Annotated in this window: 8 protein-coding genes, 2 tRNA genes and 1 pseudogene; 9 read left to right on the top strand and 2 right to left on the bottom strand. The window is 34.4% G+C overall.

Going from position 1 to position 15,927, the window contains the following annotated elements; genetic code table 11:
• The first annotated feature begins 5 nt into the window (after positions 1-5).
• The 7 genes and pseudogenes from sov (at position 6) to P8625_RS09910 (ending at position 11,215) form a co-directional block, all read left to right on the top strand.
• Entirely contained in the window at positions 6-7,130 is a 7,125-nt protein-coding gene (gene sov / locus P8625_RS09935) for a T9SS outer membrane translocon Sov/SprA (RefSeq protein ID WP_279650306.1), read from the top strand.
• 23 nt (positions 7,131-7,153) lie between these two features.
• Positions 7,154-7,534, top strand: coding sequence for a glycine cleavage system protein GcvH (gene gcvH / locus P8625_RS09930; protein WP_279650305.1), 381 nt, complete (start codon positions 7,154-7,156; stop codon positions 7,532-7,534).
• On the top strand, positions 7,521-7,877 hold the full coding sequence (locus P8625_RS09925) for a VanZ family protein (protein ID WP_279650304.1): 357 nt from the start codon (positions 7,521-7,523) through the stop codon (positions 7,875-7,877). Before gcvH ends, P8625_RS09925 begins: the two co-directional genes overlap by 14 nt.
• Before the next feature lie 63 nt (positions 7,878-7,940).
• Positions 7,941-8,663, top strand: a complete 723-nt coding sequence (locus P8625_RS09920) for an energy transducer TonB (RefSeq protein WP_279650303.1) — start codon at positions 7,941-7,943, stop codon at positions 8,661-8,663.
• A 263-nt stretch (positions 8,664-8,926) separates the two neighbouring features.
• Positions 8,927-9,256 (top strand): annotated as a pseudogene (locus P8625_RS16455) (transposase); the annotation flags it as partial.
• A gap of 2 nt (positions 9,257-9,258) precedes the next feature.
• Complete coding sequence (locus tag P8625_RS09915) at positions 9,259-10,062, top strand: DUF2927 domain-containing protein (RefSeq protein ID WP_279650302.1); 804 nt, start codon at positions 9,259-9,261, stop codon at positions 10,060-10,062.
• 448 nt (positions 10,063-10,510) lie between these two features.
• Positions 10,511-11,215 (top strand): DUF6794 domain-containing protein, encoded by a 705-nt coding sequence (locus P8625_RS09910; RefSeq protein ID WP_279650301.1) that lies wholly within the window; start codon positions 10,511-10,513, stop codon positions 11,213-11,215.
• A 164-nt stretch (positions 11,216-11,379) separates the two neighbouring features.
• Here P8625_RS09910 and odhB read toward each other — a convergent pair whose 3' ends face one another.
• A complete protein-coding gene (gene odhB / locus P8625_RS09905; protein WP_279650300.1) occupies positions 11,380-12,591 on the bottom strand; it encodes a 2-oxoglutarate dehydrogenase complex dihydrolipoyllysine-residue succinyltransferase in 1,212 nt (403 codons plus the stop codon).
• A 116-nt stretch (positions 12,592-12,707) separates the two neighbouring features.
• Positions 12,708-15,434 (bottom strand): 2-oxoglutarate dehydrogenase E1 component, encoded by a 2,727-nt coding sequence (locus P8625_RS09900; protein ID WP_279650299.1) that lies wholly within the window; start codon positions 15,432-15,434, stop codon positions 12,708-12,710.
• A gap of 269 nt (positions 15,435-15,703) precedes the next feature.
• Here P8625_RS09900 and P8625_RS09895 point away from each other — a divergent pair.
• Positions 15,704-15,777 (top strand) — tRNA-Asn (locus tag P8625_RS09895).
• A gap of 61 nt (positions 15,778-15,838) precedes the next feature.
• A tRNA-Asn gene (locus tag P8625_RS09890) sits at positions 15,839-15,912 on the top strand.
• Positions 15,913-15,927: the final 15 nt, after the last annotated feature.

Genomic DNA, 15,927 nt, shown 5'->3' with positions numbered 1-15,927 from the left:
CAGTTATGAATAAATTATTCACAACACTTGCAATTCTAGTAAGTGTTGTTTCATTTTCACAGAATACTCAAAAAGACAGCACCAATGCTGTCAAGAAAGATACTGTAATTCCACTTAAGTATAATTTTAAGTACCATCAAGACGGAAGTCTTTTCTTAAATAATCCTACAGAGACAATTGTTACATACGATAAGGTTTTAAATAAATTTATGATTGTTGAAAAAATAGGCGACTACTATTTAGGAACACCTATTTTTATGACTCCGAAAGAGTATGATAAGTACCGTTTTAAAAATGATTTAAAAGACTATTTCAAAGAAAAAGTAGACGCAACCAACCCAAAAAAGAAAGGAAACGAAGCTGCACGTAAAAACTTGCTTCCGAAATACTATGTAAACTCTAAATTTTTTGAGTCTATTTTTGGCGGAAATACCGTTGAGGTAAACCCTACAGGGCAAATAAATATTAAGTTAGGTGCAGTATACCAAAACAACGAAAACCCTCAAATATCTGTAGAAAACCAAAGTAGTTTTACCTTTGATTTCGACCAACAAATTAGTGCAAGTATACAAGCAAAAGTAGGTGAACGTTTAAAAGTAACCGCCAACTATGACACACAATCTACGTTTGATTTTCAAAATATTATTAAGCTAGAGTACGCACCAACTGAAGACGATATTATTAGAAATATTGATGCTGGTAATATTAGCATGCCCATTAAAAATACGTTGATTAATGGAGCCCAATCACTATTTGGTGTTAAAACAGAGCTACAGTTTGGTAAAACCTATGTAACAGCGGCTTTTTCACAACAGAACTCACAATCAAAAACAGTAATTGCCGAAGGCGGAGCAACCATTGAACCTTTCGAATTACGAGCTTCTGATTATGACAATGACCGACATTTTTTCTTGTCGCAATATTTTAGAGATAACTATAAAAAAGCACTCGAAAATTACCCCTTAATTAGCAGTCCTATTAATATTACTAGGATAGAAGTGTGGGTTACCAACAGAAATCAAAATGTAACCGATTACCGAAGTATCGTTGCACTTGCCGATTTAGGAGAGTCTGAAGACGTAAATGAGGTAAATCCATCTGAAATTACGACAACACCCGGAGCAGTCTCAGTAAATTCTAAATTTTTACCATACAATGACGTAAACAATTTAAGTTCTTTACTAACAACAACTACAGGAGGAATTAGAGATGTAGCCACCATCGATGCTGCAATTAGTGGAATAGGAGTGCCTCCGCGACAAGGATTTAACTATACCTACCTGCAAAATGCCCGAAAGCTGCAACCCAACGAATTTAGGTTACATCCTCAATTAGGATTTATCTCTTTAAATAGACGACTGAATGATGGGGAAGTATTAGCCGTTGCATTTGAATATACTGTAGTTGGAGCTTCTAGCGGGGAAACTGTTTTTAAAGTTGGAGAATTTTCTAACGATGGAATTATTGCACCTGCAAACATAGTGGTTAAACTATTGCGTAGCGAAATTTTAAACACAGTACGTCCAGAAACAGCTACAGCTACTAGTCTTGGAGAATCATTTCCTACTTGGCGTTTAATGATGAAAAACGTGTATGCCTTAGGAGCGTTTCCACTACAGCGCGATGGTTTCCGTTTTGAATTATTATATCGAGACGATGAAACAGGAACCTTGCAAAACACTCTACAAAATGCACAAACCCCAGGAATAAATGATAGTCCGTTATTACGCATTTTAAATTTAGATAAACTAGACCAAAGTCAGTATGCAGTTCCTAATGGAGACGGTTTCTTCGATTACGTTGAAGGAATTACGGTAAACTCTGAAAGAGGATACGTACTATTCCCAGAACCCGAACCTTTTGGAAACGATTTAAAAGACGAACTTACCAACCCTGCCGACCAAGAGAAGTATATATTCGAAGAACTGTACTTAACTACCAAAATCCAAGCAAAAAACGAATACCAAAACTTAGATAAATTCTTTTTAAAAGGATACTTTAAATCAGAAACCAGTAGGGGTATTTCTTTAGGAGCTTTTAATGTTCCGAGAGGTTCTGTAAGAGTTACCGCAGGCGGAAGACAGTTGGTAGAAGGAGTAGACTATGTGGTAGATTATCAGTTAGGTCGTGTGCAAATTTTAGATCCAGGATTAGAAGCATCAGGAATCCCAATTAATGCCTCTGTAGAAAATAACACCTTTTTTAACCAACAACGAAAAACATTTATTGGAATAGATGTGGAACACCGATTCTCTGAAGATTTTATTGTAGGAGGAACCTTCTTAAATGTAAGCGAAAGACCCATCACGCCAAAAGTAAATTTTGGAGGTGAACCGATAGACAATATCATGTTCGGATTGAATGTAAACTACTCTTCAGAAGTACCCTATTTAACGAAACTAGCCAATAAATTACCGTTTGTAGAAACGGAAGTACCCTCAAATATTTCTGTTCGGTCAGATATGGCATATTTGTTACCAGGGTCTCCAAGTGGAATTAATGTAGACGGCACTGCGACGTCGTATTTAGATGACTTTGAAGCCTCGCAAATACCCATTAACTTGAACTCACCACAACAATGGTTTTTAGCTAGCACACCCGAATCACAAGGCTTTAACGGAGGTTCTTTCGGATTGGAGTACAATTACAAAAGAGGAAAATTAGCGTGGTATAATATCGATCAATTATTCTACGGAAGTGGAAATAGACCCGATAATATTGATGAAAATGAACTATCTAGAGATGAGGTACGCCAAATTCGTTACAACGAATTATTCCCGAATACAGATTTAGACATTACTCAGCAAAATTTAGTTAGAACCCTAGATTTGGCCTACTACCCTGATGAAAGAGGGCCTTACAATTATAATGAAAATGCAAATACGGTAACTGCCGAAGAGCGCTGGGGAGGTATCATGCGTTCGTTAACTACAAATAATTTTGAACAAGCAAACGTAGAGTATATCCAATTTTGGTTAATGGATCCGTACGAAAATTACTCCATAACCAACGAAGAAGGCTTGCCAGTTGGTATCGATCCTAATGACCCAACGAACCAAGTAGGAAAACTGTTTATTAACCTAGGAAATATTTCAGAAGATATATTAAAAGATGGAAGAAAACAGTACGAAAATGGGTTGCCAGAAGATGGACAAAAGAATGATGGCGGCAATGTTCGTTCCTCTATTTGGGGAGATACACCCATCAATCCTTCGATACTATATGCTTTCGATGCGAGTAACGAAGCAAGAACCAATCAAGATATTGGTTTAGACGGATTGAATGATGAGGAAGAAAGAGCCAAATACCCTGCTTTTGCAGGATTAGAGGATCCTGCAGGTGATAACTTCCAATTTTTTAGAGGCGGGGCGATAGAAAATACAAATCCGTCAGTATTATCTCGTTATAAAAACTACAACGGTACCGAAGGTAATTCGCCTACAGCAAGTCAGTCAGACGAGTCGTATCCTACGTCATCTACCACCTATCCAGATACAGAAGATATCAACAAAGACCAAACGATGAACCCAGTAAGCAGTTATTTTGAGTACGAGGTATCTTTAAATAAGGCAGATTTACAATTGGGTCAAAATCACATTATCGACATAAAAACACAAGATGTAACCCTCTTAAACGGGGCAACAAGAACTACGAAATGGTATCAATTTAGAATTCCAATTAGAAACGTAACAGAAGACCAAAAATATAACATAACTGATTTTAATAGTATTCGTTTTATCCGACTGTTTTTAACGCAATTTAAAATGCCTGTAGTATTGCGTTTCGGAGAGTTAGAATTGGTACGAGGAGACTGGCGTCGTTATACAAAAACATTACCTGATTCTGGAACCTCTATTCCCCTAGAAACAGAAGAGTTAAATAAGTTTGAAGTAGGGGTGGTAAGTATTGAACAAAATCAAGACCGCTATAAACTACCTCCTGGAATTCAACGAGAGCGTTTGCAAGGAACCAACCGAGTTCAACGCCAAAACGAACAATCGGTAACTTTAAAAGTAACTGATTTGCCTTCAGAAGAAGTGAGAACTATTTATAAGAATATTAGTATTGATATGCGTAGGTATAAAACACTACGTATGTTTTTACATGCTGAAAATACAGATGGCTTAGATTCCCCAGGGATTCCTGACGATGGTGATATGGTAGCTGTTATTCGTTTAGGTACTGATTTGAATGACAATTATTACCAAATAGAAAAACCGTTAAGTTTATCAACATCAAATGCTACATCTGAAGATGTTTGGTTGCCCAAACAAAACAATTTAGAATTATCTTTAAAAGAATTGGCAAATCTTAAAATTGAAAGACCCAACGGAGCAGCACTTACTGATGTTTTTTCATCCACAAGTTCTAATGGCTTAACCATCTTGGTTAAAGGAAATCCAACTTTAGCACAAGTAAGAACCGTAATGTTAGGAGTAAAAAACAAAGCAAAAGACTCCAAATCAGTTGAGGTTTGGTTTAACGAATTACGTGCCGTAGATTTCGATAACAAAGGGGGGTGGGCTGCCGTGTTAAACGCCGATGCGAATATGGCAGATGTATTAGATGTGTCGTTGGCAGGAAGAATGTCTACCATTGGTTTTGGTAATGTAGAAGACCGTGTACAACAAAGAAGTATCGAAGAGATAAAGCAATACAGTGTGGCTACCAATGTTCAGTTAGGAAAAATGATGCCTAAAAAATGGAACATGCAAGTACCTATGAGCTACACTTACGGAGAAGAGTTTAGAGACCCACAATACGACCCTCAGTTTCAAGATGTAGAATTAAAAGATGCTATTGATAAGAATCCGAATAGTAAAAATGCACAAGACTATACGCGAAGAAAAAGTATTAGCTTCATTAACGTAAAAAAGAACAGGAATCCTGAAAGCAAGAAAAAACCAAAGTTTTACGATGTAGAAAACTTTTCAGCATCGTATTCACATAGTGAAGAGTTTCATAAAGACTATAATATCGAAAAGTATGAGAATAAAAATGTAATGGCAGGTGCGAATTACAACTTTAACTTTGTTCCTTTTACTATCGAACCCTTTAAAAAATCAAAAACTTTTAATAACAGGTATTTACAATTTATAAAAGATTTTAACTTTAGCCCTTTGCCCAAAACACTGGCGGTAAACTCAAGAATTGATAGAAATTATAACAGTCAACAATCAAGAAATTTAATTGTTGACCCTGTAAATCCTTTGCCTCCCCAACCAGAGTTGGTGCAACGAAGGTTTTTGTTTAATTGGGATTATACCATAGGTTTCGATTTAACAAAGTCTTTACAGCTTAACTTTAATGCAACCAACAATTATATTTATGATAGTTTCGGACAAGATGAAAACCTAGAGGTGTACGATCAGTTTTTTAGTATTGGAAGACCCGACAATTACCATCAAAAGTTAAACCTAACCTACAAACTGCCATTAGATAAGTTTCCGTTCTTAAAATTTATTAGTGCAGATTATGGGTATAATGCCGATTTTGATTGGAAAGCAGGATCGCAAAGTTATGTAGAGCAAGTTGGAAACATGATTCAAAATGCCAATACACATAATTTGAATACAAATATAGATTTTGGACGGTTTTATAAGATACTTGGGCTGGATAAATTACTGTTAAAAGGAACTAAAAAAGCACCCTCTCAAAAAGGAACAGCCACACTAGGGAACACTAAGGTGGCAACGAAAGCTAAGCTCAAGAAGAAAGCCTCTTTTGGACAAAAATTAGGAAAAGGGTTTTACGATATACTAACTTCTGTAAAAAGAGGAAAAATTAGCTATACTCAAAATAACGGAACTTTATTAGAAGGGTACAAACCGTCAGTAGGTTTTTTAGGAAGAAATAGTTTCGATGGAAGTCTAGCTCCGACGTTCGGATTTGTATTTGGTAGTCAAACAGACATTTTAAATACTGCTATTGAAAATGGATGGTTAATAACAAGAAATTCTGGAGAAGACTATTACAGTAAAAACTATAATAGAACAAGATATACAAAACTAGATTATACTGTTTCTATCAAACCATTCAAAGATCTAACGATTGATTTGTTAGGTAGCAGAATTCAAACAAGTAATTTAACCCAACAGTTAGATGTAATTTTGCAACCAGGAGGAAACCCAACCAATCCTGATGATTATGAGCAAGACCCCAATATTAAACCTTTTGAAACAGGAAACTACAGCATAAGCCATTTTATGTTAGGAACTATGTTTACCGATAATGAAACCTTGTACCAAAATTTCTTAGACTACAGAGAAACTATTTCAACAAGAATCGCTAAAGAACAAGGAGTAGCTACCAACGAATCGAGTCCAGAAAACAACGACCCAGGATTCAAAACAAACGGTCAACAAGCTATGTTGCCAGCTTTTATTGCCGCCTACTCTGGTAATAGTGCAAACTCTGCAAGTACAAGCATCTTTAAAAACATTCCACTTCCTAACTGGACACTGCGTTACAACGGGTTTATGAAATTCAAATGGTTTAAGAAAAACTTTAGTTCATTTACACTGTCACACGGTTATAAATCATCGTATACCATTGGTAATTACACCAATAATTTGCAATACGATTCAGACACGTCAACTAATACAAATACTTCTGGTAATTATCAACCAGAACTCTTAATTTCGTCGGCAACATTAATTGATGAGTTTTCACCATTAGTAAAAGTAGATTTTAGAATGAAAAATTCCTTTTCATTTAAAGGAGAAGTAAGAAGAGATAGAACATTAACCTTAAACTTTAATAACAACACATTAACAGATGTGAACGGTACAGAATATGTTTTAGGTCTTGGGTATAAGATTAAAGATGTTAAATTTGTTACCAGATTTACAGGAAAGAAAGAAACCTTAAAAGGAGATATAAATTTAAGAGCAGATATTTCATTGAGAGATAATTTAACACTCATAAGAAGTGTAGATGAAGAAAATAGTCAGGTTACAGGAGGTGAGAAGTTATTCGGGTTAAAATTTATTGCAGATTATAACTTAAGTAGTAACTTAACAGCATCTTTTTACTACAACCATCAAACGTTTGAATATGCAGTTTCTACCACCTTTCCAAGACAATCTATTAATGCAGGAATTAATTTAGTATATAACTTAGGAAATTAAAAAATACAATAAAAACAATTAGAATGAACATCCCATCAGAATTAAAATACACTAAAGACCACGAGTGGGTTAGAGTAGAAAATGGTGTAGCAACCATTGGCATTACAGACTTTGCACAAGGAGAATTAGGAGATATCGTATATGTTGATGTAGATACCTTAGATGAAGAATTAGAAGCAGAAGAAGTTTTCGGTTCTGTAGAAGCAGTAAAAACAGTATCAGACCTTTTCATGCCTTTATCTGGCGAAGTAATAGAATTTAACGAAGCGTTAGAAGACGAACCAGAATTGGTAAACTCTGACCCTTATGCAAAAGGCTGGATGATAAAAGTAAAACTATCTGATGACTCACAAGTAACAGACTTGTTAAGTGCTGAAGAATATCAAGAACTTGTTAAAGGATAAGTTAATTATAATAGCAATACTAATAACCATTGGTATTGCTATTATTAGCTTAGTAAAACTAGGAAAATCTCCTATAGAAATCAATCACATAGATAAGTTAGAACACGCTTTTGCCTATTTTGTGTTAACCTTAGTATGGTTACTAGCTTTGAAAAGAACAAAAATTAGCACATACGCTATCGTGTTTTGTTGTTTTTTTTACGGCACAATTATTGAGGTATTACAAGTCACCATAACGTCATACAGATTTGGAGAGTTTCTAGATGTACTGGCGAATTCAGTAGGAGTATTAATAGCTTTCATTATCTACAGTTCTTTTTTTAAGAAAAATAAAGCTATTTAAAGATTAAGCTTGTAAAAGTTGAAATAATTTAATTAAATTAGCGAACTATTAAAAACATTTAGGATGGAAATTAAGAAAAATCCAAAATCAAACTTAGAGAATTACAGCAAACTTTTTATGCAAATAGGTTTGGTTTTAGCTTTATTTGTAACGTATGTTGCTATTGAAAATAAAACATACGATAAAGAGTATGGAGATTTAGGAATCGTTGATATGGCTTCAGAAATTGAAGAAGAAACGATCGAGCTTCAAATTGAACCACCAAAACCAAAGCCAAATACGCCTCCGCCACCAGCTCCTGAAAAGATTGAAGTTGTAGAAGATGAAAAAGAAGTTGAAGAAACAATTATTGAATCTACTGAAACCGACGAGTCAGAAGAAATCATCGTAGAAGACATCGAAGAAGTAGAAGAAGTAGAGGAAGTAGTAGAAGACGTACCTTTTGCTATTATCGAAGAAGTTCCTGTATTTCCTGGATGTACTGGTACAAAAGAACAAAAGAAAGCTTGTTTGAATAAAAATTTACAAAAACACGTTCAACGTAATTTTAATGCTGAACTAGCCAATGAGTTAGGATTAACTCCAGGGAAGAAAAGAATTTATGTGCAGTTTAAAATAGATAAAGATGGTTCTATTACTAGTGTAGCAGCTAGAGCACCCCACCCGAAATTAAAGCAAGAAGCTGAAAGAGTGGCTAAAAAAATACCTAATATGAAACCAGGTAGACAAAGAGGAAGACCTGTAAGAGTAGGATATACTTTGCCGATTACATTTAGTGTAGAATAGCACTTCAAGAAATAAAATAAAAAAAGCAATCTAAGTTAGATTGCTTTTTTTTATGGCATGTTTATTGGGTAGTGTCCTAAACTGGCACTTACTATTTTTACATAAATTTAAGCTTTAAAAATCAACAAGTTAAATAAAATATACTGCTCAAAAAGAGCAGTATATTATGTTCATTGACATCATAAAAATTTGTTAGGGCTTGTAAAATCTAGGTTTTGTATTGCTTAATGTCCTAAATTGGCACCTGAAAAAAACCAAGTGCTATGAAATGCAAAAAGTGTAATTCGTTGAATTACATCAAAAAAGGAATCCGGAATAACTTACAACGGTTTTATTGCAAAGATTGTAGAAAATATTTTCAATTAGATTATAAATATCAGGCTTACAAGCCCAAAACGGATAATTATATCAAAAGTTTACTTAAGAAAAGTTGTAGTATTCGAGGGATTTCGAGAGTCTTAAAAATTTCAAAAGATACTGTATTATCAAGAATGCTAAAGATTAGCAAACAAATTAAGACTCCATACCTTAATAAGTTCGGTTGTAAGTTTGAGATTGATGAATTATTTATAAAAATAACAAATGGTAGTTCGAGATGGTACAAAAAGATAATAAAATGATTAAATCCTCATATTTGATTTTATTTGTTTCAATTATTTGTTTAAGTGTTTTTATCTATAAAATAATAAATCCTTCTGAGAAAGTTTTTCTTTCTGATTATGAAAAGGATTTACTTAATTATTTCAAGGAAGTGACTTTAAATTCAGAGTTTGGAGAAAGTCCCAGAAGTATTATTAAATGGAATAAAAAAATGCTTCTTTATATATCAAGAGATAATGAGTATGAAAAGCAAGTGAAAAGAATCAATGAAGTTATAAAAGAAATTAATTTATTAACTGCTAAAAGTGGGTTTGAAATAAATATTACAAAAGATAAATCTAAATGTAATTCAATAATTTACTTAGGGCAAAGAGATAAAGTAGAAAAAGAAAATCCAGATTTTTTTGAAGGTGTAGATAAGGAATTTACAGGGTTAGTAGATATAGAGTTTGATTTAAATGATTATTTTATAACTAAATCAATTATATTTATCGATGTAAATCAGCCTATTAATATTCAACTTTCTACAATATTGGAAGAGTTATCTCAAAGCATTGGTATACCTGCAGGTTCTGAAATATATCCAAACAGTATTTTTTATGAAAATCAAGTTATTGAGGGTAGATTAAATCAAAATCTTTCTCAAATTGATAAAGATGTTATAAAACTTTTATATCACCCAAAGATGAGAGCAGGATTGAACAACTTTCATATTACTAATGTCTATAAGAGAATTTTAAAATCTGAAGGAAGTAGCTATTTTGGAGGTAATAATGACTTTGTTGAAATAAAGAGTTAAAGCTTTGGGTAGTGTAGTAAAAACTTCTATATAAATAACAATGCTAAACTAAGGGCTCCCGCTAGAATCCTTTCTAGTGGCGGTTATGAGTAAGCAATTAGAAATTAATTTTAAAATAATAAATATAAAGGGTAGTATAGTAAAAAGATGCTTTTTATAAAAAGACAAAAAATTTACATTGATAATCAGTTAATTAAACAAAAAACAAGCTTCTATTTAGAGGCATGCTCACATTCATCGAAATATTAGAAGCTTCTTAAAACCCGTTATTATTGAGTTCGTATCCAGATGACAAAGAAAACATGCGTGTTTCTTAATAATAACCATTCTGTAACAAATAATTCTGCAAATAATACAAAATTATCTTCTGAAGAAAGACAATTAACCATTACTAAAATAAATGACAACAGTTTAATACAAGAAGGTAAATAATTAACAAATTTAAAATATGAGAAAATATGTATATGTATGTACTGTTTTTATTTTTATAAATTGTCAATCTGAAAAAGTATTGGATAATAGTTTTGAAAAAATTAAATACGATTTAGGAAAAGAAAAGCTTAATGATTTTGCAAATAAGAAGGAAAAGAAAGCTGTCTCCAATTTATATATGACTTATGGTATACATTTTAGAAATGAATACTTAATAAATAATACGGATTCACAATTAATAGAGTATTTTAAAGGTAAAGGGATTAATAGTTATGATGTTATTTCATATATAGTTTTTACATCTTTACATCGAAAACTAAATAACAAACCTTTAAATATTAATAATCAAATAGAAATATTCGAGAATTATAAAAAAGATAATTTAGATTGCGATAAAAAGAATAAAGAGAGAGCAAAAAAGTACTACAACTTATATGAAGTTTCAGATACATTAACAGTTCGTATGAAGATAAGAAAAGATAATGCTATTGAAATTTTATGTTTAGAAAGGAATGAGCACAATTGGGAGTTTGATGATTCAAAAGATTTAATCATAAAAGGAATCCTTAAAAGTAAAAGTGATTTATTACCATCATTCCAAATAGAGGTGTTAGAACTTAATAAAGATGGAGTTATGATTCTTATGGAAAAAGTTACTAAAGGAGATTCTCTTGATGTTGATCTAAGATATAATATTATTGAGGATCGTTTAGTAAACTAGGCCATAGATAAAAATAGAACTGTAAATAATTAAAACAGTCACTTATGATTTTTAAATTTTTAAAAATAAACATCCCATAGATACAAGCATCAAGAGATTAAATTCAAACAAAAAATCCCACACAAAAGTGCGGGATTCATATACTTATATGTCAAAATTTTCGACTACATTTCTAAAGCTTTGGTAGGATTGTTATCCATTAATAATTCTACCGGATTTTCTAAGGCTTCTTTTACCGCTACTAAGAATCCAACAGACTCTTTACCATCAATAATTCTGTGGTCGTACGATAAAGCTACATACATAATAGGTTGAATCACCACTTCTCCATTTACAGCCATAGGGCGATTTACAATATTGTGCATTCCTAAAATGGCACTTTGAGGAGGGTTGATAATTGGAGTAGATAGCATAGAACCGAATACCCCACCGTTAGTAATGGTAAACGTACCACCTGTCATTTCATCTACTGTAATTTGTCCTTCACGAGCACGTAACGCTAAGCGCTTTACTTCACTTTCAACGCCTCTAAACGTTAAGTTCTCAGCATTTCTAATTACAGGCACCATTAATCCTTTAGGTCCAGACACAGCAATAGAAATATCTTGGAAATCAAACGACACCATTTCTTTACCATCTATCATTGAATTTACCGCCGGATACATTTGCAACGCACGTACGACTGCTTTCGTAAAGAAAGACATAAACCCTAAACTAACTCCGTGTTTTGCTTTAAAATCCTCTTTATACTCGCTACGCAAATCGAAAATTGGCTGCATGTTTACTTCGTTAAACGTAGTTAACATCGCTGTTTCGTTCTTTACAGATACCAAACGCTCCGCTACTTTACGACGTAACATTGATAATTTTTTACGTTCTGTACCACGAGAGCCCATTCCTGGAGTTCCCATTGAAGGCACTGCTTTTACCGCATCTTCTTTCGTTACACGACCATCTTTACCCGTTCCTTTAACCTCAGAGGCACTCATCCCTTTTTCAGCCAACACTTTTTTGGCTGCTGGAGATGCGGTACCTGTAGCATAGGTTTCCTTTGCAGGTGCTGCTTGTGGCGCTGCTTCTTTTTTCTCTTCAGCTTTAGGAGCTTCGGTTTTAGCTTCCCCTGCTCCTTCTGGTTTTGCCGCACTCATATCAATGTGGCAAACGACTGCTCCTACTGCCACGGCATCACCCTCTTCAGCTTTTAACGTGATTATTCCACTTTCTTCCGCAGGTAATTCTAACGTTGCTTTGTCAGAATCTACTTCGGCAATTGGCTGATCTTTCTCAACATAATCACCATCTTCAACTAACCAAGTTGCGATTTCTACTTCTGTAATTGATTCCCCCGGAGAAGGAACTTTCATTTCTAAAACCATCAGTTCTAAATTTTATATATCTGAATTATTTTATTTCTTTTTGTTGGGCGTTTCCCTATCGGGTCGGGCTTTTCGCGCTACATGGTAGCTTGCTACAATCCCTAACGCATTTATTTTTAATCAAAAACCTTATCAATAATAGCTTGATGACGTCTTTTAAAACGTGCACTTGAACCCGCTGCGGGTGCCGAACGATACTCTTCCGAAGCACATTCTAACCTAGCCAATTCAAAACGTTGTAACATATAACTCCAAGCTCCCATATTTCTAGGCTCTTCTTGTGCCCAAACATAACGTTCTACATTTGGATACTGATTCATTGCCTCTTTAATTTTATCATTGTGTAATGGGAACAATTGCTCTATACGAACCAAAGCTACATCTTCTCTGCCTAACTTTTCGCGTTCTGCTAACAAGTCGTAATAAAATTTACCCGTACAGAACACCATTTTCTTTACTTTTGATGCATCAATAGTATCGTTAATTACTTCTTGGAAGGTTCCGTTAGCCAACTCTTCAATAGTGCTTACCGCCTTTGGCAAACGCAATAAACTTTTGGGAGTGAAAACAATTAATGGCTTTCTAAAATCACGCTTCATCTGACGGCGTAATATGTGATACATATTAGCTGGTGTAGAACAGTTAGCGATGGTCCAGTTATCGGTAGATGACGATTGTAAAAATCGCTCTATTCTACCCGATGAATGTTCAGGCCCTTGTCCTTCATAACCATGAGGTAACAATACTACCAAGCCATTTTGCAACTTCCATTTATCTTCTGCCGAAGAAATATATTGGTCGAACATAATTTGGGCTCCGTTGGCAAAATCACCAAACTGAGCTTCCCAAATAGTTAAGGTATTGGGTGCTGCCATGGCATATCCATAATCAAAACCTAACACTCCATATTCCGATAAATGAGAGTTGTAAATGGTCATCTCTCCTTTATTCTTCGAATTCGTGTTTAACAAGTTAACCCGTTCTAACGTTTCTTCATCACGCATAATGGCATGACGGTGAGAGAACGTTCCTCTTTCTACATCTTCTCCCGAGATACGCACATCATATCCTTCTTCTAACAACGTACCATACGCAAGATTCTCTGCCGTACCCCAATCGAGTAAATTGTCTTCAAAAACCATTTTTTCACGACCTTTTAAGATACGTTCTGCTTTACGCACAAACTTATGCCCTTCTGGCGTTTTTGAAATTACGCTGGCAATACCTTTCAAGTCTTCTACCGGATAAGTTGTATCGACAGGCTGCAGCATATCTTGTAGCTGCTTGCGCACAAAACCTTCCCATACATCTGGCATGAATTCTTGAATTTTAGACGTTTCCTTCTTTTTAGACTCGGCAAACTCGACTTCTAAATGTGCCTTAAATTCTTCTGTGATTTCTTGTAAATAGTCTGCACTAATGCTTCCTTCTGCGATGAGTTTGTTTGCGTAAATCTCTCTAGCATTTTTATGCTTAGAAATTGCTTTGTACAGTTTTGGTTGGGTAAAACGAGGCTCATCCCCTTCGTTGTGCCCGTATTTACGATATCCTAATAAATCAATAAAAATATCTTTATTGAATTTCATACGATATTCAACTGCCATTTCCATGGCATGACATACGGCTTCTGCATGGTCGGCATTCACGTGTAGCACTGGCGACAAAGTTACCTTACCAACATCGGTACAATAGGTACTCGAACGTCCGTCTAAATAGTTGGTGGTAAACCCTACTTGATTGTTTACTACTACATGAATGGTACCCCCTGTTTTATAGCCATTTAATTGTGCCATTTGCACCACTTCGTACACAATACCCTGACCTGCAATTGCAGCATCACCGTGTACTAAAATTGGCAATATTTTATTTTCGTTTCCTTCATAATCCTTATCTATTTTAGCTCGAACAATTCCCTCAGCTACTGCATCAACAGTTTCTAAGTGTGATGGATTCGGAACTAAATTCATTTTCATTTTTTGTCCACCTTGATACTCTTTACTTAGCGTTAAACCTAAGTGGTATTTTACATCACCATCGATATCTTGGTCTTCAAAATCTTTTCCTTCAAATTCGCTAAAGAGATCTCTAACAGGCTTTTTAAAAATATTTACTAGCGTATTTAGGCGTCCGCGGTGTGCCATTCCTAATACACATTCTTCTACATCATATAACTCTGCAGCATCTTTTAGTGCGACACTCAATCCAGAGATTAAGGTTTCTCCTCCTTCTACTGAGAATCGCTTTTGCCCCACGTATTTCGTTTGTAAAAAGCTTTCGAAAGTCGATGCTTGATTTAGTTTTGTAAGAATGTATTTTTTAGCTTCTACATCATAATTAGGATGGTTTGCGTTTTTATTTAAACGCTCGTTCCACCATTTTAATTCATCGGGGTTGCGCACGTACATGTACTCTACTCCGATACTTTCACAGAAAACTGTTTTTAGATATTCTATAATTTCTGCTAAACTTTTAGGTCCTATACCTAAAATTTCTCCTGCACTAAAAACTGTAGATAAATCAGATTGATCTAACCCAAAGTTTTCAATATCTAACGTAGGAGTATAGGTTCTTCTTTCTCGTACTGGATTTGTTTTTGTAAACAGGTGACCACGAGTACGATAACCGTTAATTAAATCGATTACTAAAAACTCTTTACGTACTTCTTCTGGAACCTCAACCGAAACTTCTTCATCTGTTAAAGAATACTTCTCATTAGCCAAATCGTACCCTTGAAAAAAACTTCTCCAACTTGGTTCTATCGCATCAGGATTTTTTTGATATTGTTCATACAAATCACCTATAAAACCTGCATGTGCTGCGTTTAAGAACGAAAACTTGTCCATATATTTTGTTATACTTTTCTATCTATAAGAATAATGGTGACAAAAGTACAACTTTTACGAAAAATACCGTTCCTTTTTAGTCTAATTTTAAACTTCTTAAAGTGTATTTTGTTTTTGTTAAATTCTAATTAAACGCCCCTTTTTTGAAAAATAATTTGTTAAAATTCAGAAATGAAAAATTTTCTACCTACTTTTTGTAAAAATAATTTGCAGATATAAAAAAACACCTTAAATTTGCACTCGCATTTTAAGACAAGTATGTTTTAAATTCCTCCTTAGCTCAGTTGGTTAGAGCATCTGACTGTTAATCAGAGGGTCCTTGGTTCGAGCCCAAGAGGGGGAGCAAAAGGCAACGTAGAAGCCGATAATTTCTACAATACATATATATTGTTCTAAATGAACATTCCTCCTTAGCTCAGTTGGTTAGAGCATCTGACTGTTAATCAGAGGGTCCTTGGTTCGAGCCCAAGAGGGGGAGCAAAAAAGACTTACC

The sequence above is a fragment of the Tenacibaculum tangerinum genome, from assembly GCF_029853675.1.
GTDB lineage: Bacteria > Bacteroidota > Bacteroidia > Flavobacteriales > Flavobacteriaceae > Polaribacter > Polaribacter tangerinum_A.
This window is presented reverse-complemented; position numbering and strand designations above follow the sequence as displayed.

Bases quoted from the DNA above. Each gene is read 5' to 3' on its own strand.
- sov (WP_279650306.1), top strand. From the start codon at position 6: ATGAATAAATTATTCACAACACTTGCAATTCTAGTAAGTGTTGTTTCA.
- gcvH (WP_279650305.1), top strand. From the start codon at position 7,154: ATGAACATCCCATCAGAATTAAAATACACTAAAGACCACGAGTGGGTT.
- P8625_RS09920 (WP_279650303.1), top strand. From the start codon at position 7,941: ATGGAAATTAAGAAAAATCCAAAATCAAACTTAGAGAATTACAGCAAA.
- P8625_RS09915 (WP_279650302.1), top strand. From the start codon at position 9,259: ATGGTACAAAAAGATAATAAAATGATTAAATCCTCATATTTGATTTTA.
- P8625_RS09910 (WP_279650301.1), top strand. From the start codon at position 10,511: ATGAGAAAATATGTATATGTATGTACTGTTTTTATTTTTATAAATTGT.
- odhB (WP_279650300.1), bottom strand. From the start codon at position 12,591: ATGGTTTTAGAAATGAAAGTTCCTTCTCCGGGGGAATCAATTACAGAA.
- P8625_RS09900 (WP_279650299.1), bottom strand. From the start codon at position 15,434: ATGGACAAGTTTTCGTTCTTAAACGCAGCACATGCAGGTTTTATAGGT.